Below are 19,327 nucleotides of genomic sequence, written 5' to 3'. Positions count from 1 at the left end.
AATCATGAGCGCATTTTGTTAAGGCCGCCCAGACTATTAACACACTTTACATCGTCACCCATGCAGAGAATGTTCCAGTCAAAATAATTATAAATCTACCTATTAAGCGCTAACTAATTAGCACTTAATAGATTTACTAAAATCACAAAGAGGGAAAATATTTTCCCTCTTTAAAGTGTTACTGTCTACTGACTTTGATAAGTCTAATAAAATCAGCTAAGTTGCTTAACCACCGAAGTCATCCAATAGGATGTTTTCATCTTCAACACCGAGGTCTTTCAACATTTTAATCACAGCAGCATTCATCATTGGAGGTCCACACATATAGAACTCACAATCTTCTGGCGCTGGATGATCTTTTAAGTAGTTTTCATATAAAACATTATGAATGAAACCGGTATAACCATCCCAATTATCTTCAGGCATAGGGTCTGAAAGCGCGACATGCCATGTAAAGTTTTCATGTTCTGCAGCAAGTTGGTCAAAATCTTCTGTGTAGAACATCTCGCGGACTGAACGCGCACCATACCAGAAACTGATCTTACGTTTAGAATCTAAGCGACGCAGTTGGTCAAATATGTGAGAACGCATTGGCGCCATTCCCGCACCACCACCGATAAACACCATTTCTGCTTCCGTTTCTTTAGCAAAGAATTCACCAAACGGCCCAGAAATAGTCACTTTATCCCCTGGCTTTAATGACCAAATATAAGAGGACATAATTCCTGGTGGAACATCAGGGTTACGAGGTGGAGGTGTAGCAATACGCACGTTTAGCATGATAATGCCATACTCTTCCGGGTAGTTTGCCATCGAATAGGCGCGAACAGTTGGCTCTTTAACCTCAGACACATAACGGAACAGGTTAAATTTATCCCAATCTTCGCGGTACTCTTCTGGTACATCAAAATCTTCATATTTGACGACATGTTCCGGGCATTCAATCTGAATAAAACCACCCGCACGGAAAGGAACTACCTCTCCTTCTGGGATTTTCAGTTTAAGCTCTTTAATGAAAGTGGCTTTGTTATCATTAGAAATAACTTCACACTCCCATTTTTTCACACCAAAAATTTCTTCTGGAAGCTCAATTTTTAAATCTTGCTTAACGTTGACCTGACACGCTAATCGGCAGCCTTCTTTTGCTTCACGTTTGTTGATGTGTGAAAGCTCAGTTGGCAGAATATCACCACCGCCTTCTTTGATTGTCACACGGCACTGACCACAAGAGCCACCACCACCGCACGCTGATGAAACAAAAATACCTTGGTTTGATAACATACCTAACAGCTTGTCACCTGCTGGAGCTTCAAAGCTTTTGTCTGGATCGCCATTAACTTCAACTTTGATGTTCCCTGTGTTGACTAGCTTGGATTTTGCAAACAGGATTAAACCTGTCAGCACCAAGACAATCAGGGTAAACATCACGACACCTAAAATAATAATTTCCATGAATTCTTCTCGCCTTTATAGCTGCACACCGGAGAAGGACATAAAGCCCAATGCCATTAAACCGGTTGTCACAAAGGTGATACCTAACCCTTTTAGACCCGATGGAATATCTGAGTACTTCATTTTCTCACGGATAGCCGCCAGCAATACGATTGCGAGCATCCAACCGATCCCCGAACCGAACCCATACACAATCGATTCGCTAAAGTTATAATCACGCTGAGCCATGAAAGAAACACCACCGAAAATGGCACAGTTAACGGTAATCAATGGCAAAAAGATACCTAACGCGTTATACAGTGACGGGAAGTAGCGGTCTAAAATCATTTCAAGGATCTGAACTAACGCGGCAATAACACCGATAAAAGTGATGAAGTTCAAGAAGGATAAATCGATACCTTCGGCAATCGCACCATCACGTAACACCAAGTTGTATACTAAGTTATTGGCTGGGACAGAGATCCCCAGAACTACCGTTACAGCGATACCCAGTCCAAAAGCGGTTTTTACATTCTTCGACACCGCAAGGAAAGTACACATTCCCAAGAAAAACGCTAATGCCATATTTTCAATAAAAATGGCTTTAACAAATAGGCTAATATAGTGTTCCATGTGATTAGTCCTTCTCTACCTGAGCTGGTTTCAGAGTACGTAGTCCCCAAATCAGCATACCAATGATAAAGAATGCACTTGGCGCGAGGAGGAACAAGCCATTTGGCATGTACCAACCACCGGTTTGTAGTGATTCAAAAACTGTGATGCCAAACAATTTGCCGGAACCAAATAACTCACGGAAAAAGCCGACTAAAACAAGGATCACACCATAACCTAGACCATTACCAATACCGTCCATGAAGCTTTCAATTGGTGGCGCTTTCATTGCATAAGCTTCAGCACGCCCCATTACGATACAGTTAGTAATAATCAAGCCAACAAATACAGAAAGTTGTTTTGATATTTCATAGGCATATGCACGTAAAATTTGGTCAACCACAATAACTAAAGATGCAATGATCGCCATTTGAACGATAATACGTACACTGCTCGGAATATAGTTCCTGATAAGTGAAATAAAGAAGTTAGAAAATGCCGTCACTAAGGTTACAGCAATCGTCATAACGAGCGCGGTTTCTAACTTCGTTGTCACTGCAAGTGCAGAACAAACCCCTAATACCTGTAAAGCAATTGGGTTGTTATCAAATAGCGGCCCAAGTAGGACGCGTTTTACTTCTTTTGAATCAGCCATTATTCAGCGCTCCTTCACGTACTTTTTTCAGGAACGGACCAAAACCGTTATCCCCTAACCAGAAATCAAACATATGTTGGATCCCGTTCGATGTTAGAGTCGCACCTGAAAGGCCGTCGATACCGTATGGGTTATCTGTAGCACCACCGCGCACGATTTTAATTGCCGGAACCCCCTGTTCATTGAACAGCTTTTTACCTGGCCATTGTGCTTTCCACTGAGGGTTATCAACCTCACCACCCAGCCCTGGGGTTTCACCATGTGCATAGTAAGTAATACCTCGAGAGGTGACACCATCTACATCAACCGCAATAAAGGCATACATCACAGACCACAAGCCAGAGCCGTAAACAGGTAAAATAATTTGTGATACTTTCCCTGTTTCATCTTTAACCAAATAGATTTCAGCACTATTGGCACGACGGCGGATTTTTGCAATATCCTCTGCTGGAGATAATGCAATACTCGTTTCTTCACTACGTAGCTCGTTATTTAAGTCATAACGGCCAGTGCTATCAGACAATTCATTAGTTTTAAAATTCAAAAGCTTAGGCTCGATACGTTCCTTATATATACTTTGAATTTCCTCAGCGGTCATTTTAGGTTGTAGCAAACCTGCCACACTTAAAATATTACGTTGAGTATCTAACTGAATCTGCTCTTGCTGCTGTGGTTTTAAACCAACGGCAGCCCCTGCGACGACAATTGAGCACACTAGGCAAAGAATAAAAACGACTAGAAATGTTCTGCCGACGCTATCGTTATTAATTGGTTTTTCATTAGCCACGAGCTTTTCTCCGCTTAATATTTGCTTGAACGACCAGATAGTCAAACAGAGGAGCAAACAGGTTGGCGAATAGGATAGCCAGCATCATCCCTTCTGGATAAGCTGGGTTAACAACCCTGATAAGAACACACATTACGCCGATCAGAATGCCGTACGCCCATTTACCTTTGTCTGTGAATGAAGCTGATACTGGGTCTGTCGCCATAAAAATCATACCGAATGCGAAGCCACCGAGTACCATGTGCCACCACCATGGCATAGCAAATAACGGGTTGGTATCAGAGCCAATCGCGTTGAATAGGTAGGACATTGCAATCATACCAACCATCACACCAGCGACAATACGCCATGATGCGATACGGAAGAACATGATAAGAGCCCCACCAATAAACAGCATCAGAGTTGACACTTCACCAATTGAACCTGGCATATTACCTAAAAAGGCTTGCATCCAAGTAATAGGCTCATGAGTCACTGTGTTCATTAGCGCATGCTCACCACCTGTTGCCCATTGTGATAATGGTGTTGCACCAGAGAAGCCATCTGCAGCGGTCCAAACTAAGTCACCTGATATTTGAGCAGGATAAGCAAAGAATAAGAAAGCACGTCCAGCCAATGCCGGGTTTAAGAAGTTACGCCCAGTACCGCCAAAAATTTCTTTCGCAATAACAACCCCGAACGTGATACCTAATGCAGCCTGCCATAAAGGAATGGTTGGCGGCACAATTAAGGCAAATAGAATCGAGGTAATAAAGAAGCCTTCGTTTATTTCATGGCCGCGGATCATGGCGAATAACACTTCCCAGAAACCACCGACTAAGAAAACGACTGCATAAATAGGAAGGAAATACACTGCACCCAGCAGCATTTTACTTCCCCATCCCGCATCCATCGAAAGTGATGCGCCTAAAAACTGCGCTAAGCTATAATGCCAATCACTAGCTAAAACTTGCTGTAATTCAGCCCCACTATATAATTGATGCAAAGCTGGGATGGCTTGGTTACCAACGTTATACATTCCCCAGAACATAGCTGGGAAAACCGCTAGCCACACCAATATCATCATACGTTTCAGGTCAATAGTATCCCTGACATGAGAACGCCCTTTTGTTACCGTACCCGGCGTGTAAAAAACAGTCGAAACTGCTTCAAATAACGCATAGTATTTTTCTAGCTTTCCACCGGGCTCAAAATGGTGCTCATACTTTTCAAATAAATTTTTCAGACCCATGGAATCACCCTTCTAGCTCAATCTTGGTCAGAACATCGCGTAGCACCGGACCATATTCATATTTCGCTGGGCAAACGTAGGTACATAAACCTAAATCTTCTTCGTCCAACTCTAAACAGCCCAATTCTTGTGATGAGTCAGTGTCTCCAGCAAGGAGATCGCGCAATAAATGAGTGACCATGATATCAAGAGGCATGACTCGCTCGTAGTTACCAATTGGCACCATCGAACGCTCGCCACCGTTCATTGTCGTTGTAAAATTAAAACGTTTATTTTTCAGGAAATGCCCGATTGTGGTACGAGTAATCGTAAATTTATTAACACCAGGCATAATCCAGCCAAATAACTCTTTATTGCGACCTTCGGCTAACACTGAGACTTGATTATGAAAACGACCAAGATAGTGATGGGTATCATCGCATGTCACGCCCCAAAGGACTGAACCGGAAATAATACGATTTTCACCCGCTTTAAGCTGACCTTGTGTTAATTCATATAAATCAGCACCTAGGCGAGTACGCAGAAGACGAGGTTTTTCAACTTGTGGCCCTGCTAATGAAATCACGCGGTCTGTGTATAGGTGACCCGTAACAAATAGCTTACCAATAGCAATAACGTCTTGGTAATTAAGGCTCCAAACTTTTTTCTTAATACTCACAGGTTCTAAGAAATGAATATGAGTTCCCGCTAAACCAGCAGGATGCGGCCCTGCAAACTGAGTATAAGAAATTTGGTTGTGTGCCGTATTCTTCGGTAAGTCTCCCTCTCCATGACACACATGGATTTTACCTTCTGTTAAACGACTTAGAACCAAAAGCCCATCGTTAAATGCTTGTTCTTGCTCTTTAATAATTAAAACAGGATCCGCTGCAAGTGGGTTAGTATCCATTGCAGTGACAAAAATAGCGATAGGTGAAGAACCCGGTTGTGGTGAACGGCTAAATGGACGCGTTCTTAAAGATGTCCACAGACCCGATTTGATCAAGTTATCTTCGACTTGTTGTTGCGTTAATGTTGATAGCTCATCACGAGTATAAGCTGCAAATGTTTCTTGTTCATCACCATCAATTTCGATGACAACAGATTGAAGCACACGACGCTCACCACGATGAATAGCAACAATTTTACCGCAGGCTGGGCTTGTAAATAAAACCCCTGGGTTCTTTTTATCTTCAAAAAGAACCTGTCCTTTAACTACACGCTCACCTTCTTTAACCAGCATCGAAGGACGCATTCCGACATATTCCTCACCTAGCACAGCTACGTGTTGAATTTTCGGGCCGTCTTCTATCACTTGGGCTGGCTCACCTGCGATAGGAAGGTTGAGGCCTTTTTTAATTTTAATCATAAGATCTGCACAAGTTTATCAGTTAAACCCTAAGCTAACGATTCAGCAATGAATGATAGCGACTCATTAAATAAAAAATAGCTCAAGTAATCGTCATCACTTAAGCAGGTATTCTCACATAATTGTTACTAAATTTTATCTTCTGCCACCCACAATTTTATCAGTTCCCACTCTCTATGTCCGGCTATAGAAGTGACATAGTTCAAGCAAATTGCATTAATATTTAAATTTTTCTGTTAACAATTCGGTATTATCGATATTTAAGCTCATATTTATCGATCATTGCTCATTATTTACACAATAAAGGTTCATTTAAAAACTATTAACAAACTATATTAATTTTCGATTTACTCGTCTAGAATGCATAAAATATGTACTCTTTTTATTCAATAACATTTTCTTGATATGGCTTAGATATGAAATTAAGTAAATTTTTTAGTGCAATTTTTTTATTTGTACTCATATATTCTCCTGCTATTCAGGCGAGTAACTATTCATTTCTACTTAATAATAACGTATCGGATAGCTCAAACTCATCCATTTTTATTCAAATATTTAAGCAAGAAGGTTTATTAGAACTCTATCAAAAAACACCATCAGGAAAATATAAACTGTCGAAAACTTACCCAATTTGTAAGTTTTCAGGAGGGCTAGGTCCAAAAAAAATTGAAGGTGACCTGAAAAGCCCAGAAGGATTTTATCAAATTACAGCGGAACAGCTCAATCCTAATAGTCGGTATTACCGATCTATCAATATTGGTTTTCCTAATGAGTTTGATAAAGCGCAAGGCTATAGCGGTAGCTATCTTATGATCCACGGCAGTTGCGTTTCGGTGGGATGTTATGCCATGACCGATAAATATATGGGTGAGATTTACCAAACAGTAGAAACGGCCTTACTCAGCGGACAGTCGGTCATTAATGTCAGCATTTACCCATTTAAAATGACAAATGAAAATATGCTGCGCTACCGTAATTCCAGCCATTATGCCTTCTGGAAGCAGCTACAACCCGCTTACGAGTATTTCAACCGCACAGGAAGGCCTGCCGAGGTGTCGGTCGCTTTAGGTAAATATGCGGTTATTGACCAAGCTGATACCCCAACAAAATTGTTAGGGTCTAAATCACAATATGCGCTCACCAAGATAGAATAAGACGAAATTACCTGGGTCAATTCGCTGCCAGTTTTCGTTACCCGTTAGTGGTTGCGTTGCGATAACAGAGACCACATCAGTGGGGGTAGTGCACTGCTCAAAATCGATTTCAATATCTTGGTCAAGTAATTTTGCTTTACCAAACGGAGCCTTACGCGTTAACCAATGTAAATTCGTCGAGCTAAAGGCCATCATATATTGCCCATCAGACAGCAACATATTAAATACCCCTTTATGACGTAATTGGTCAGCTAATGTCGCAATAAAACGGAACACGCTTTTCCAATTCGATGGCCTGCGTGGGTATTTTTCACTGAGTTGATGAAGTATCCAACAAAATGCCCATTCGCTATCAGTTTCACCTATTGGACAATAACGTCCAGTTTTCAGTGTACGATACCCCTTTAACTGCCCATTATGCGCATAAGTCCAATTACGTCCCCATAGCTCACGAGTAAAGGGGTGAGTATTTGCTAACGACACATCCCCTCGATTTGCTTGGCGAATATGCGCAACAACACTTTCTGATTTAATCGGGTATTCCTGCACAAAACGAGCGACAGGTGATAAAAAACTAGGTTGAGGATCTTTAAATGTGCGACACCCGAGCCCCTCATAAAAGGTAATTCCCCAACCATCTTTATGTGGGCCTGTTTGGCCCCCTCGGGAAATTAACCCACTTAGGCTAAACGAAATATCGGTTGGAACATTGGCACTCATGCCAAGTAACTCGCACATTTAAAAGCTCCTGAAACAATAATAACGTTATTTCACCATCTCTTTTTCGATTAACTGAATTAAGATATGAATAACTTTAATATGAATTTCTTGGATACGGTCGGCATACCCAAAGTGTGGAACACGAATTTCAATATCCGCGGTTCCAGCCATTTTCCCGCCATCTTTCCCTGTTAGCGTGATGACTTTCATACCTTTTTCACGCGCAGCGGCAATCGCTTTAATAATGTTTCCTGAATTACCTGAGGTAGAAATTCCGAGTAAAACATCACCTTTCATGCCAACAGCTTCGATAAAGCGCGAAAAAACATACTCATAGCCGAAGTCATTACTCACACAAGATAAATGACTCACATCTGAAATAGCAATCGCAGGATAACCTGGGCGGTTTTCGCGGTAACGCCCTGTTAATTCTTCAGCAAAATGCATTGCATCACAGTGAGAGCCCCCATTACCACAAGATAATACTTTGCCACCCGTTTTAAAAGAGTCAGCCAGTAAAACGGCAGCCTGTTGGATAGCATTAATATTGGCATCATCGCTAAGGAAATTCGATAACGTCTCGGCCGCTTCAGTCAGCTCGCCGCGGATTAAGTCTTGATACATGAGATTTCCTCTTAATTAAGAATACGTTACAGAAATTACGATTAATTTACATCCAAATTATCCTAAAAGAAAAATGGCGTTCCATGGCAAAACTCAGATAGATATCAGTAATTAATCTTTAATAGTCAGATTGTTGCACAGGGATAATTTTGTTTCTACTTTTGATTGTGCTGTCATGACCCTATCGACAAAATTCACCGTATCTCATAACCAATAACCTGACTTTTCATAAAACAAATAAGACGAATTACTACGATAGTTTCCTTTATATGACGTTTTTGTGAGCCAAGTTGTAATTAAGATGTAAATACATTGCTAATTCTTTATTAATGGGTATAGATTAAAGCAACAGACAGGTCAGACCTCTTACAAGTGGACAGGAGCTTAACTATGATCCTTCTCAGCATTGTGTTATTTCTCGCCTTAATCGGCGTACTTTGTTACCACAAAACCTCTTTAGTTTTTAGCTCAATATTATTATTGGCCTATACCGCGGTTATGGGGGTCATCAATATTTGGAGCTACTGGATATTACTGCCAGTTGCCTTGATTTTATTTCCTTTTGTCTTCACTCCCGTACGTCAATCGCTTTTCTCTATTCGCGCGATGAAAATGTTCCAAAAAGTCATGCCGCCAATGTCAAGTACAGAAAAAGAAGCCATTGACGCTGGGACAACGTGGTGGGAAGGTGACCTTTTCCGTGGAGCTCCAGATTGGAATAAACTGCATAACTACCCAAAACCACAATTAACCGCAGAAGAACAAGCTTTTATGGATGGGCCTGTTGAAACTGTTTGTGGTATGGTCAATGACTTCGAAGTTAGCCATGAACTTGCGGATCTTCCTCCTGAAGTGTGGCAATACCTACGTGATCACCGTTTCTTCGCTATGATCATCAAAAAAGAATATGGTGGCCTTGAGTTTTCTGCTTATGCACAGTCTCAAGTTCTACAAAAACTCGCTGGCGTATCCGGTATTCTTGCTATCACTGTTGGTGTTCCAAATTCATTAGGCCCTGGCGAACTACTACAGCATTATGGGACTGACGAACAAAAACAACGCTATTTACCGGGCTTAGCGACGGGTGAAGAAATTCCATGTTTTGCATTAACGAGCCCTGAAGCAGGCTCAGATGCTGGTGCAATCCCAGATTCAGGTGTCGTTTGTATGGGAGAATGGCAAGGTGAGCAAGTATTAGGAATGCGTTTAACATGGAACAAACGCTATATTACCTTAGCACCAATTGCCACTGTACTAGGTCTCGCATTCAAACTTTCAGACCCTGATAAACTCTTAGGTGGCGAGAAAAACCTTGGTATCACCTGTGCGTTAATTCCAACTAATACCCCAGGTGTTGAAATTGGTCACCGCCACTTCCCACTAAATATTCCATTTATGAATGGTCCTACACGTGGAAAAGATATTTTTGTTCCAATCGATTACATTATTGGTGGGCCAAAAATGGCTGGCCAAGGTTGGAGAATGTTGGTTGAGTGCCTTTCAGTGGGTCGTGGCATTACATTGCCATCCAATTCAACGGGGAGCTTAAAAAGCATTGCAATGGCAACGGGCGCTTATTCCTATATTCGCCGTCAATTCAAATTACCTATTGGTAAAATGGAAGGTATTGAAGAGCCTCTCGCACGTATTGCTGGTAATACTTATCTAATGGATGCAGCTGCAACTCTCATTACCTCTGGGATTATGTTAGGTGAGAAACCTGCCGTTCTGTCTGCTATTGTTAAATACCATTGTACACACCGTGGCCAGCGCGCCATTATTGATGCCATGGATATTACGGGTGGTAAAGGAATCTGTCTTGGGGATTCAAACTTTGTTGCCAGAGCCTATCAAGGCGCACCTATCGCCATTACAGTTGAAGGGGCAAATATCCTAACCCGCAGTATGATCATCTTCGGTCAAGGCGCTATCCGTTGCCATCCTTTTGTATTAGAAGAAATGGCCGCAGCGCAGGACAATAACTTACATAAATTCGATAAAGCCGTATTTGGGCATATTGGACATGTGGTTAGTAACCAATTCCGTAGCTTCTGGCTTGGTTTAACCAATGGCCGTGGAAGTCATGCACCAACCAAAGATGAAACACGTCGTTACTATCAAATGCTAAACCGCCAAAGTGCCAACTTAGCATTGCTATCCGATGTTGCCATGGGTGTGTTAGGCGGTAGCTTGAAACGCCGTGAACGTATCTCTGCTCGTTTAGGGGATATTTTAAGCCACTTGTATCTCGCATCTGCAACCTTAAAACGTTATGAAGATGAAGGTCGCCAGAAAGCAGACTTACCATTAGTGAAATGGGCGGTTGAAGATTGTTTATATCAATCAGAAAAAGCGATGGATGACCTCCTGAAAAACTTCCCTAACAAATTGGTTGCCGGGATCATGCGCATCACACTGTTCCCTACTGGCCGTGCGATGTCGACACCATCAGACCGACTAGACCATAAACTGGCTCAAATTCTGATGGAGCCATCAGAAACACGCGACAGATTGGGCCGTGGGCAGTATTTAACACCTACGGAAAACAACCCTCATGGCTTAGTTAACCAAGCCTTGCTGGATATCATTGCCGCTGAACCTATTTTCGAACGTATTTGCCGCTTAAAAGAGCGTAAGCTCAGCTTTACTCGCTTAGATAAGCTTGCTGACCAACTACTTCCTGAAAACGTAATTACGCAAGAAGAAGCTGATATCTTGCGTAAAGCAGAAGCAAGCCGGTTACGGACGATTAACGTCGATGAGTTTGAGTTTGATGATTTGGGTGTACTTCCGACAAAAAAGTCACCAGATGAACCTTCAAATGAAGAAACTAGTAAGAAAAAGAAAGCGGCTTAATTAATTATTAAGTTTATTAAGTAATAAAAAAACTCAAGGAGTTATTCGCCCCTTGAGTTTTTTATTAGTGCAAATTATACATCAATTTTCTACGTACTCGGGGAGTTTGCTCGTTGTTTAGCCTCTAATATATAAGGTCGTAATTTAATTTTATTATCCCAGTCACCTAGCTTAAATTGACAAATCTCCCCACCTTCATTTGCGCAAATTGTTAGATACTCTTTTGCTTTGTCTATTTTTCCAAATTCGTAAAAATAGATTTCAGAGGCAGCCTCTAACGCTAATAGACGGTAATAACCTTTAGTTTCTATCAACCTCTCCCAATATTTTATTGACTGCTCCAAATCAATCTCCACACCAACTCCGTGATTATTAAAGTAAGCTAATCGGTATAAACCCAGCTGGAAATTAGGATCAATCATTACAGCTTTATTTAAATATTCTAAACCAATTAAACAATTTTCATCTGCAATTCGCTTTAAATTGACTAGACTTTTTTCAGAACAGGTCGAATCATCAAAATATAATAAAAATAAAAGATAATGGGTTTTGGCGTCACCTTCATCTACTTTATTTTTGAGTAGATAAAATTTCTCTGCTGTCTCAATTGGTGTCATGGACTGAAAAAAATTTTTCTCTTCTTCATGCTTCATATTATTAGTAGAAAAAGCAAGCATCCTATACGACGGAGGTTTCACGTCACTACTTTGTAAAAAATTTTCACTGTATGAATATGAATCATATCCACTGAGAATAAAAACTAGCACAACCAATAACCATTTCATATTAACCTATTAAATACGCGATCGTTATTTGATTTTAAAAATGGTAGTGTATTTTTCATTGTAGTCATTAATACATTATTTAAGCTTATAGATGACTCACTATTAAATAATGAAATCAACTCTGCTAGTTGATTTTCAGGATGAGCTATATCTTTTTGTTTAAACCACACATCAACAATATCTGTTTTTTTTCCATCAATCCAAGTTACCTCTGATATTAATTTATGTTGATTACTATTTTCATCCACATAATCAGAAAATGAATAACTTAAGCTTATTGATGAAATACCGGCCTTACTCAAACCTAATAATTCTTCAGACTGCGTTTTACCATCACTGTTTTTATCTCGCCATAACTTAAGATATTCCCAGTGAAAATCATCATTACTAACAAATCCATCATTATTGCTATCAAAATCCATTAAGCCATCAAAACCATTTAATGCAAAACAACCATTTTCTTTCAGATAATCATCCCCAAATAACTCACTAGAATCATTAATAATTCCATCACTATTTTTATCCATCACCAATAATGCATCACTGGGAGAAACCCATCCGGTTTTTTTTAGCTCTCCATTAAATTTAAATAGCACACCAAAATCATATGGTAAAGTTTCCACTCCATTATTATTTAAGTCAATAATTAAAGGTGTTTTATAGTCCTTTGCTATTTCCTTTATTTTCTTTAAATTTTTCTTTGGTGTTCCTGCTAATTTAATACCATTGACACCAGACTTTTCAAGAAAATCACTCACGAAGTCAATACAATTATTTGATATCAAGTTATAATTCTCATTACCATCCAAATTATTTTTGATTGAATTATATGTCTTAAATAAATTATTTAAATCATTATCAAACACAGGTCCTTGTCCCACAATTGTCAAAGATGATGCTTCTGAATACTTATTATGATCATCGAATGAAATATTATCCGTATTGGTCAAAAAACTATTACCAGCACTAAAACCTATAGATACGCTTTCAAATTGGTTACTTTCCGGATTTGTGCCTTTAAGACCAATAAACACATGACCAAAAGAAGAATCCCCTATATTTGTATTATCACCTACAACATCTATATATTGGCTATCTGGCGGAGAAACAAATATAGTAAAGCTAGGTCCTCCATAGTTAGAGAAACCATTATCATCTAATTCAAACAATCGACTATCACCTTCATTTACGCTTTGTAAATAATGTTCTGGTATATATTCTTTAACATCCATACATCCCCCCCTTTTATCTCTATTAATTTCTCATATAGTTATCTATATCATTGAGATATTTTTTACATTTTTCGCTACCATTTTTAGCACCAATATCTGCATAATATCTAGATTTATCAATATTTTTTATATTTCCATCATCATCAAAAAGAGTAATTTCAACTAAGTAATCACAGACTAATACAGAATCTCTCCCTCCTTTTTTTATTATTTTATCTAGAATTAGATTTGCTTTATTTTCATTTTCATTCAATACAACCCCTTTATGATAAAGTTTACTCATTTCAAATAACGCCATATTATTATCAGGATTTATATTAACTGATTCAATTAAGTAATTAACAGCTTTTTTGCAGATGAAATTAGGTATCGACGGTTTAAAATCAAAATACTTGCAATTAGAATCCTTAAGGAATAATTTAAATAATAATAAATTACTATTTGAATCTCCTGATGCAGCCTTTTCAACTAACAAAAAGAAATCTTTTTCATTTCTTGGTGGTGGGTACTCATCACTAATAGATGGTTCATATATTAAATACTTACTATCATAATTAAATGATAACATCCTATATGATGGCATAATGATATCTCTTTTAAAATCATTAGCTTTACACTCTAAAAAGGCTAAGCCAAGTATAAAAATCATCAATTTCATATTATTCTCATTTAAATAAAATCAATCATTAGAAGAAAATAAATTTATTTTTACATATAAAAAAGTATTGTAAATAACCTAAAAGAGTAGTTTTAACCTTAATTAAAAACAAAAAAATCCAGCCATTTATTTAATAGCTGGATCCATTAATTTTTTGAGGAATTATTTAAATTACAACTCCAACGCCAATAATTCCTCTATCGTTTGGCGACGGCGAATCAATTGTGGTTTGCCATTCACAAACATCACTTCGGGTAATAATGGGCGGCTATTGTAGTTTGATGACATGGATGCACCATAAGCGCCAGTGTCATGAAAAACCAGAAAATCGCCAACTTTCACCTCGGGTAAAGCGCGGGTTACCACTAAACCGCCCTCTAACTGGGTAAATACATCTCCTGATTCACACAGAGGGCCAGCGACAATAGTGTCTTTTAGTTGAGCCCCATCAACGTTACGTCCATCCGTGGGTAATACTGAAATATGGTGATAGCTGCCATACATCGCTGGGCGCATTAGGTCATTAAAACCACTGTCTACAAGCACATAGTGGCGGCTACCCATATCTTTAACGGCTCGCACTTCAGCTAACAATACGCCTGATTCCGCAACCAAATATCGGCCAGGTTCTATTTCAAGTTCAATTTTGTGCCCTAAGTGTTGTTCGATACGTTGGCGAGCGTTATCCCATAAGCTGTAATAATGCTGCACATCGATTAATTCATCACCTTCACGATAAGGGGTTGATAACCCACCACCTGCTGAAATGGCATGAAGGTCAACCCCTGCGGTTGTGACTAGCGCCACCATAGAATCACACACATCGGCAAGATGTTGATAGTCAACCCCAGAACCAATATGCATATGAATACCAACCAATGACAAATTATAATGGCGAATTTTTTCTAACGCTAAAGATAAGTCTTCATGCCAAATACCGTGCTTACTATTTTCGCCGCCAGTATTAGTTTTTTGGCTATGACCGTGACCAAAACCAGGGTTGATACGCAGCCAAACAGGATGGCCAGCTTTTTGCTCGCCAATTTGTTCAAGCATATCAATCGAGCCAGCATTCACAGGGATATCTAACTCAGTGACTTTCGCTAATGTCGCTCTATCGAGCACATCCGCTGTAAAGACGATTTCTGAGTTTTCACGCCCAGGCTGGAACCCTGCCACCAGCGCACGTTCAATCTCCCCTAAGGAAACGGAATCGACTTTAACGCCTTGTTGTTTCATTAAGCGAAGGATATGAATATTCGAGCACGCTTTTTGTGCAAAGCGCACGGTATCAAAAACTTGTAATTGCTTGATACGCTCAATGATCACCGCGCTATCATAAACCCAAACAGGGCTACCATACTGCTCAGGTAATACACGTAAATACTCAGGGGTTAAATATTGGCTTGTTGTCGTTGCGAATGAAGTCATTGTCTTTCTCGTTTGCAAGTTTTTATTATATTAAAAGCTATTATTCAAAGAATAATACGGGAAAAAAAATATCTATTTTGCTAAAGTCTATTCATATTTGATATAGACTTTATTTAAGGACTTTTTATGCAAGCCATTTCATGGCGGCACATCGAAATATTCCGTGCAGTAATGACCACCCCCAACCTGACGGAAGCCGCCGCGCTGCTGAACACTTCACAACCCACTATTAGCCGTGAACTTGCACGCTTAGAATACCTTTTGCAGTTTAAGTTATTCGATAGAGTCAAAGGGCGGTTACAACCTACTGCACAAGGTTTACGGTTTCTTGAAGAGGTTGAACGCTCCTATTATGGCTTAGAGCGCATTAAAAATTCAGCGGAAACCATCCGCCGCTTCGAACATGCACAAATATCGATAACCTGTCTACCGGCTTTCGCCCAATCTTTATTACCTCAGGTTTGCCAATCGTTTATGGAAAATTACCCTGATGTCAGCATCACGGTGATCCCACAAGAGTCCCCTGTATTAGAGGAATGGTTGTCAGCCCAGCGTTACGATTTCGGCTTAACAGAGCATCTACAAATGCCACCGGGAACTGAACAACAAACACTAGGAAGTTTAAATGAAGTGTGTGTCTTACCGGCAAGCCACCCTTTAACCCAAAAAGAAGTGTTAACACCCAACGATTTTCAAGGCCAACGCTTTATTAGCCTGTCATTAACTGACAGCTACCGTCAGTTGATTGACTCGACCTTTGCGGAACACCACGTCGAACGCAAAATGGTCATGGAAACGCATTCGGCATCATCCATTTGCGCTATGACACTAAAAGGGATTGGAGTTTCTATTGTTAACCCGTTAACTGCATTAGATTTCCATCAACAATCAGCTGGGAAGTTAGCTCTACGCCCACTCAGTTTTTCGATTCCTTTTACTGTTAGTTTAATAAGGCCAATTCACCGCCCTTCATCACAATTGACCAATATTTTTACTCAACATTTAGTGGATAACTTTAATCAAATAAAAACTCAGCTAACTTCCGCGCTGTTGCATCAATAGGTGCCAATGAGGTGAAGTTTCAAACCAATTAGCGAGATAATCAATCACCACCCTCAGGGCGGTTGGCATTTTTTGGCGGCTAGTATACACAGCGTAAATACCTAGTGGCATTGGAGTATATTCAGGTAATAACTGAACTAACTCACCCGAAGCCAAATGATTAGCAACTGAATAATAAGGTTGCATAGAGATACCCGCCCCCTGCAATGTTGCTTCAGCGAGAAATACGGATTCGTTAGCACTTAAGCGCCCATCAACTAACACACTATGCTGAATGCCTGCTTTTTCAAATACCCATAAGCTGCGACCAAAAAAATTGTAGGTTAAACAATCAAGCAAAACTAAATCCTCTGGCTTTTCAGGCTGTTTTTTTCCTTTTAAAAAGTCAGGTGAAGCACAAATGACAGAATGGCAAGTTGACAAGGGTTTTGCGATTAAACTCGGATCCAATTGATTCGTGATACGGATTGCCAAATCAATTCGTTCTTCTATCAAATTAACCGATTTATTCGATATTTGCATATCAATAGCCATATTCGGGTAAAGTTTCATAAACTCAGAAATAGCCACAGAAAGCGCACTTTGGGCGATTGATTGTGAACAACTAATACGCACTAAACCAGATAATGCTTTTGCATCAAGCTCTTGCTGCACAGGCACCATTTGGGAAATCGCATTAAGTTGCAAAGATTGTTGATATACACCTTCTCCTGCGGAAGTTAAACTTAATTTCCGCGTAGTGCGATTTAATAAACGTACCCCCGCCCATTGTTCCATTTCTGACAAATAGCGTGTCACCATCGCTCTAGACATATCCAGTTTTTCTGCGGCTCCACTTAGGCTGCCTTGTTCAATGATAGTAATAAATACCTCAGCCGCTTTTAATCTATCCATACCATTCTCATTTGACCGAATTATGCAACAAACAACACCTAATTATGGGGTTTTTCATCTCATCATTGCAATTTAGTATACACGACATGCAAAACAAACTTTTCTGTATAACTTCATTTTAGGATAAAACATGAAATTGACCTTATTAGCAGCAACCGCATTATTCGCCACAACGATAAATCTAGCACAAGCTGAAAAACTGGCATTGGATGTTTATAACCCCGGAAATAACAGCGTGTTCCCTGTTTCCTCTGAAATAATTAGCGGTTCAAGTGAAGTGGTGTTGATTGATGCACAATTTCAAAAAAATGATGCACAACAATTGGTTGATAAGATTAAAAAACTCAATAAAAAATTAACTACGATTTACATTAGCCATTCTGACCCAGATTACTATTTTGGGCTCGATACCCTAACAAACGCCTTCCCAGAGGCTAAAGTGATCGCAACAGCAAACACTGTTGAAGCCATTAAAGCCACTAAAGATAGCAAACTTGCTTACTGGGGCGGTGTATTAAAAGATGAAGCGCCTACTCATGTTATCGTCCCTGAAGTTATTAAAGGAGACTACTTCACCGTTGATGGCGAAAGACTTGAAATTAAAGGCCTTGATGGCGTGTCACCAGATAGAACTTATCTCTGGGTTCCATCATTAAAAGCCGTTGTGGGTGGCGTTATTGTTTCTGACAATATTCATGTTTGGGTAGCGGATACCCAAACAGAAGAGTCACGCAAAAATTGGCTGCAAACATTAAAAGACATCAAAGCTCTGAACCCAGCAACCGTTGTTCCCGGCCACTTTACGGGGGCGTCTAAATTAGATGTAACGACGGTTTCTTTCACTCAAAAATATTTACAGGACTTTGAAAGTGCATATAAAACAAGTAAAAACTCAGGTGAGCTCATCCAAAAAGTTGCAGCGAAGTATCCACAATTAGATGATAAATCAAGCTTAGAACTTAGTGCAAAAGTCATTAAAGGCGAAATGAAATGGCCTCAGTAATTAAGTAATATTCACTATTTCAGCCAGTTGCGCGGTATGTCCCGTATCTGCACACTGAATGACTTACTAAAAGCAATTTGGCTGATTTAACTAGATGACAGTGGTATTAATTTCTTGATAATGATACAACTTAACTCAAATTATTTAAAAATAGCAAATAAAGAGAACGATTATGAGCAACATCACCCTACACTATATTTATGACCCTTATTGCGGCTGGTGCTATGCCGCTGCGCCTTTAGTCGAAATTGCCAAGCAACACCCAAGTATCAACATTGAAATGCATGGTGGTGGCATGCTAGCAGGTGACGCTCGTCTACATTTAGATGATAATTTTCGCCAATATATTCTGCAATCCGATAAGCGCATTGCATCAATGACAGGGCAAGTGTTTGGCGATGACTATATAAAAATGCTACACGAACCTAATTTTGTTATGGACTCAACACCACCGCAAACCGCTATATTAGCGGCAACCAAGCAAGGCAAAGGCTTTGAAATGCTTAAAGCCATTCAAAAAGCACACTACATTTCAGGACGCCATATTAAAGATACCGCGGTACTTCTTGAGCTCGCCAAAGAAATTGGCCTCGATGTAACCCAGTATGTGTCCGACTACAGTGAGTGTAAGCAACATGAAACTGCGGCCCACATTGGAACAAGTAAGGCTCTGTTAGCGCAGTCAGGTGCATCCGGTTTTCCAACACTGTTAATACAACAACAGGATAGATGGTTGCGTGTTCCATTACAAAATTACCTCGGTGAGCCGAGTAAATGGCAGCAGTTTTTAGACTCTCTAGTAACAGCAGCGTCTTAACAACTACAACTCCGATTTTTACTCACC

Annotated in this window: 18 protein-coding genes; 5 read left to right on the top strand and 13 right to left on the bottom strand. The window is 39.9% G+C overall.

The genetic code is table 11. From position 1 onward, the window contains the following. Window positions 1-225 precede the first annotated feature (225 nt). From nqrF to M1F26_RS04150, 6 genes are read right to left on the bottom strand one after another with little or no spacing between them, the layout of a single operon-like run. The gene (nqrF, locus tag M1F26_RS04175; protein ID WP_140172719.1) at window positions 226-1,452 is read right to left on the bottom strand and encodes an NADH:ubiquinone reductase (Na(+)-transporting) subunit F; all 1,227 of its coding nucleotides are present in this window, start codon (window positions 1,450-1,452) and stop codon (window positions 226-228) included. A gap of 15 nt (window positions 1,453-1,467) precedes the next feature. Next, entirely contained in the window at window positions 1,468-2,064 is a 597-nt protein-coding gene (gene nqrE / locus M1F26_RS04170; protein WP_004264764.1) for an NADH:ubiquinone reductase (Na(+)-transporting) subunit E, read from the bottom strand. Window positions 2,065-2,068: 4 nt separating this feature from the next. Continuing rightward, window positions 2,069-2,698 (bottom strand): NADH:ubiquinone reductase (Na(+)-transporting) subunit D, encoded by a 630-nt coding sequence (locus M1F26_RS04165; protein WP_004264762.1) that lies wholly within the window; start codon window positions 2,696-2,698, stop codon window positions 2,069-2,071. Then, window positions 2,691-3,485: a Na(+)-translocating NADH-quinone reductase subunit C gene (locus M1F26_RS04160; RefSeq protein ID WP_140172721.1), complete on the bottom strand. Its 795-nt coding sequence runs from the start codon at window positions 3,483-3,485 to the stop codon at window positions 2,691-2,693. The genes M1F26_RS04165 and M1F26_RS04160 overlap by 8 nt, the downstream gene beginning before the upstream one ends. Then, entirely contained in the window at window positions 3,478-4,716 is a 1,239-nt protein-coding gene (locus M1F26_RS04155) for an NADH:ubiquinone reductase (Na(+)-transporting) subunit B (protein WP_004264756.1), read from the bottom strand. The genes M1F26_RS04160 and M1F26_RS04155 overlap by 8 nt, the downstream gene beginning before the upstream one ends. A gap of 4 nt (window positions 4,717-4,720) precedes the next feature. Next, the gene (locus M1F26_RS04150) at window positions 4,721-6,064 is read right to left on the bottom strand and encodes a Na(+)-translocating NADH-quinone reductase subunit A (protein ID WP_004264753.1); all 1,344 of its coding nucleotides are present in this window, start codon (window positions 6,062-6,064) and stop codon (window positions 4,721-4,723) included. Between the two features lie 416 nt (window positions 6,065-6,480). Here M1F26_RS04150 and M1F26_RS04145 point away from each other — a divergent pair, with 416 nt between their 5' ends. Beyond that, window positions 6,481-7,218 (top strand): L,D-transpeptidase family protein, encoded by a 738-nt coding sequence (locus tag M1F26_RS04145; protein ID WP_004264751.1) that lies wholly within the window; start codon window positions 6,481-6,483, stop codon window positions 7,216-7,218. On the opposite strand, the gene M1F26_RS04140 is transcribed toward M1F26_RS04145, so the two are convergent. Further along, window positions 7,189-7,956: a class II glutamine amidotransferase gene (locus M1F26_RS04140; protein ID WP_004264748.1), complete on the bottom strand. Its 768-nt coding sequence runs from the start codon at window positions 7,954-7,956 to the stop codon at window positions 7,189-7,191. The two genes, M1F26_RS04145 and M1F26_RS04140, sit on opposite strands and share 30 nt — an antisense overlap. 27 nt (window positions 7,957-7,983) lie before the next feature. Further along, complete coding sequence (gene lpcA / locus M1F26_RS04135) at window positions 7,984-8,562, bottom strand: D-sedoheptulose 7-phosphate isomerase (RefSeq protein ID WP_140172722.1); 579 nt, start codon at window positions 8,560-8,562, stop codon at window positions 7,984-7,986. Between the two features lie 390 nt (window positions 8,563-8,952). Here lpcA and fadE point away from each other — a divergent pair, with 390 nt between their 5' ends. Next, window positions 8,953-11,418: an acyl-CoA dehydrogenase FadE gene (gene fadE, locus M1F26_RS04130; RefSeq protein WP_140172723.1), complete on the top strand. Its 2,466-nt coding sequence runs from the start codon at window positions 8,953-8,955 to the stop codon at window positions 11,416-11,418. Window positions 11,419-11,507: 89 nt separating this feature from the next. On the opposite strand, the gene M1F26_RS04125 is transcribed toward fadE, so the two are convergent. The 4 genes from M1F26_RS04125 to lysA form a co-directional block, all read right to left on the bottom strand. Next, window positions 11,508-12,203 carry a hypothetical protein gene (locus M1F26_RS04125; RefSeq protein ID WP_140172724.1) on the bottom strand — a complete coding sequence of 232 codons (696 nt, stop codon included), beginning with the start codon at window positions 12,201-12,203 and terminating at the stop codon, window positions 11,508-11,510. Next, complete coding sequence (locus M1F26_RS04120) at window positions 12,200-13,435, bottom strand: hypothetical protein (protein WP_140172725.1); 1,236 nt, start codon at window positions 13,433-13,435, stop codon at window positions 12,200-12,202. The genes M1F26_RS04125 and M1F26_RS04120 overlap by 4 nt, the downstream gene beginning before the upstream one ends. Before the next feature lie 22 nt (window positions 13,436-13,457). Continuing rightward, window positions 13,458-14,093, bottom strand: coding sequence for a hypothetical protein (locus M1F26_RS04115; protein WP_004264733.1), 636 nt, complete (start codon window positions 14,091-14,093; stop codon window positions 13,458-13,460). 171 nt (window positions 14,094-14,264) lie between these two features. Then, window positions 14,265-15,524, bottom strand: a complete 1,260-nt coding sequence (gene lysA / locus M1F26_RS04110; protein WP_140172726.1) for a diaminopimelate decarboxylase — start codon at window positions 15,522-15,524, stop codon at window positions 14,265-14,267. A 126-nt stretch (window positions 15,525-15,650) separates the two neighbouring features. On the opposite strand from lysA, the gene M1F26_RS04105 reads away from it, so the two are divergent. Beyond that, complete coding sequence (locus tag M1F26_RS04105; protein ID WP_140172727.1) at window positions 15,651-16,586, top strand: LysR family transcriptional regulator; 936 nt, start codon at window positions 15,651-15,653, stop codon at window positions 16,584-16,586. Here the strand turns inward: M1F26_RS04105 and M1F26_RS04100 are convergent. After that, window positions 16,560-17,480 carry a LysR family transcriptional regulator gene (locus M1F26_RS04100; RefSeq protein ID WP_140172728.1) on the bottom strand — a complete coding sequence of 307 codons (921 nt, stop codon included), beginning with the start codon at window positions 17,478-17,480 and terminating at the stop codon, window positions 16,560-16,562. The genes M1F26_RS04105 and M1F26_RS04100 overlap by 27 nt on opposite strands. A 130-nt stretch (window positions 17,481-17,610) precedes the next feature. On the opposite strand from M1F26_RS04100, the gene M1F26_RS04095 reads away from it, so the two are divergent. Both M1F26_RS04095 and M1F26_RS04090 read left to right on the top strand, forming a co-directional pair. Next, the gene (locus M1F26_RS04095) at window positions 17,611-18,483 is read left to right on the top strand and encodes an MBL fold metallo-hydrolase (protein WP_140172729.1); all 873 of its coding nucleotides are present in this window, start codon (window positions 17,611-17,613) and stop codon (window positions 18,481-18,483) included. A gap of 172 nt (window positions 18,484-18,655) precedes the next feature. Beyond that, window positions 18,656-19,300 carry a DsbA family protein gene (locus tag M1F26_RS04090; RefSeq protein ID WP_140172730.1) on the top strand — a complete coding sequence of 215 codons (645 nt, stop codon included), beginning with the start codon at window positions 18,656-18,658 and terminating at the stop codon, window positions 19,298-19,300. Window positions 19,301-19,327: the final 27 nt, after the last annotated feature.

Origin of the sequence: Providencia sp. PROV048 (genome assembly GCF_033688165.1) — a bacterium.
In the GTDB taxonomy this organism is placed as follows: domain Bacteria; phylum Pseudomonadota; class Gammaproteobacteria; order Enterobacterales; family Enterobacteriaceae; genus Providencia; species Providencia hangzhouensis.
The sequence above is the reverse complement of the archived record's forward strand: the minus strand, read 5'-3'. Positions and strand labels throughout refer to the sequence as shown.

Coding starts and splice junctions, on each gene's coding strand:
- nqrF (WP_140172719.1), bottom strand. CDS start 1,452: ATGGAAATTATTATTTTAGGTGTCGTGATGTTTACCCTGATTGTCTTG.
- nqrE (WP_004264764.1), bottom strand. CDS start 2,064: ATGGAACACTATATTAGCCTATTTGTTAAAGCCATTTTTATTGAAAAT.
- M1F26_RS04165 (WP_004264762.1), bottom strand. CDS start 2,698: ATGGCTGATTCAAAAGAAGTAAAACGCGTCCTACTTGGGCCGCTATTT.
- M1F26_RS04155 (WP_004264756.1), bottom strand. CDS start 4,716: ATGGGTCTGAAAAATTTATTTGAAAAGTATGAGCACCATTTTGAGCCC.
- M1F26_RS04150 (WP_004264753.1), bottom strand. CDS start 6,064: ATGATTAAAATTAAAAAAGGCCTCAACCTTCCTATCGCAGGTGAGCCA.
- M1F26_RS04145 (WP_004264751.1), top strand. CDS start 6,481: ATGAAATTAAGTAAATTTTTTAGTGCAATTTTTTTATTTGTACTCATA.
- M1F26_RS04140 (WP_004264748.1), bottom strand. CDS start 7,956: ATGTGCGAGTTACTTGGCATGAGTGCCAATGTTCCAACCGATATTTCG.
- lpcA (WP_140172722.1), bottom strand. CDS start 8,562: ATGTATCAAGACTTAATCCGCGGCGAGCTGACTGAAGCGGCCGAGACG.
- fadE (WP_140172723.1), top strand. CDS start 8,953: ATGATCCTTCTCAGCATTGTGTTATTTCTCGCCTTAATCGGCGTACTT.
- M1F26_RS04125 (WP_140172724.1), bottom strand. CDS start 12,203: ATGAAATGGTTATTGGTTGTGCTAGTTTTTATTCTCAGTGGATATGAT.
- M1F26_RS04120 (WP_140172725.1), bottom strand. CDS start 13,435: ATGGATGTTAAAGAATATATACCAGAACATTATTTACAAAGCGTAAAT.
- M1F26_RS04115 (WP_004264733.1), bottom strand. CDS start 14,093: ATGAAATTGATGATTTTTATACTTGGCTTAGCCTTTTTAGAGTGTAAA.
- lysA (WP_140172726.1), bottom strand. CDS start 15,524: ATGACTTCATTCGCAACGACAACAAGCCAATATTTAACCCCTGAGTAT.
- M1F26_RS04105 (WP_140172727.1), top strand. CDS start 15,651: ATGCAAGCCATTTCATGGCGGCACATCGAAATATTCCGTGCAGTAATG.
- M1F26_RS04100 (WP_140172728.1), bottom strand. CDS start 17,480: ATGGATAGATTAAAAGCGGCTGAGGTATTTATTACTATCATTGAACAA.
- M1F26_RS04095 (WP_140172729.1), top strand. CDS start 17,611: ATGAAATTGACCTTATTAGCAGCAACCGCATTATTCGCCACAACGATA.
- M1F26_RS04090 (WP_140172730.1), top strand. CDS start 18,656: ATGAGCAACATCACCCTACACTATATTTATGACCCTTATTGCGGCTGG.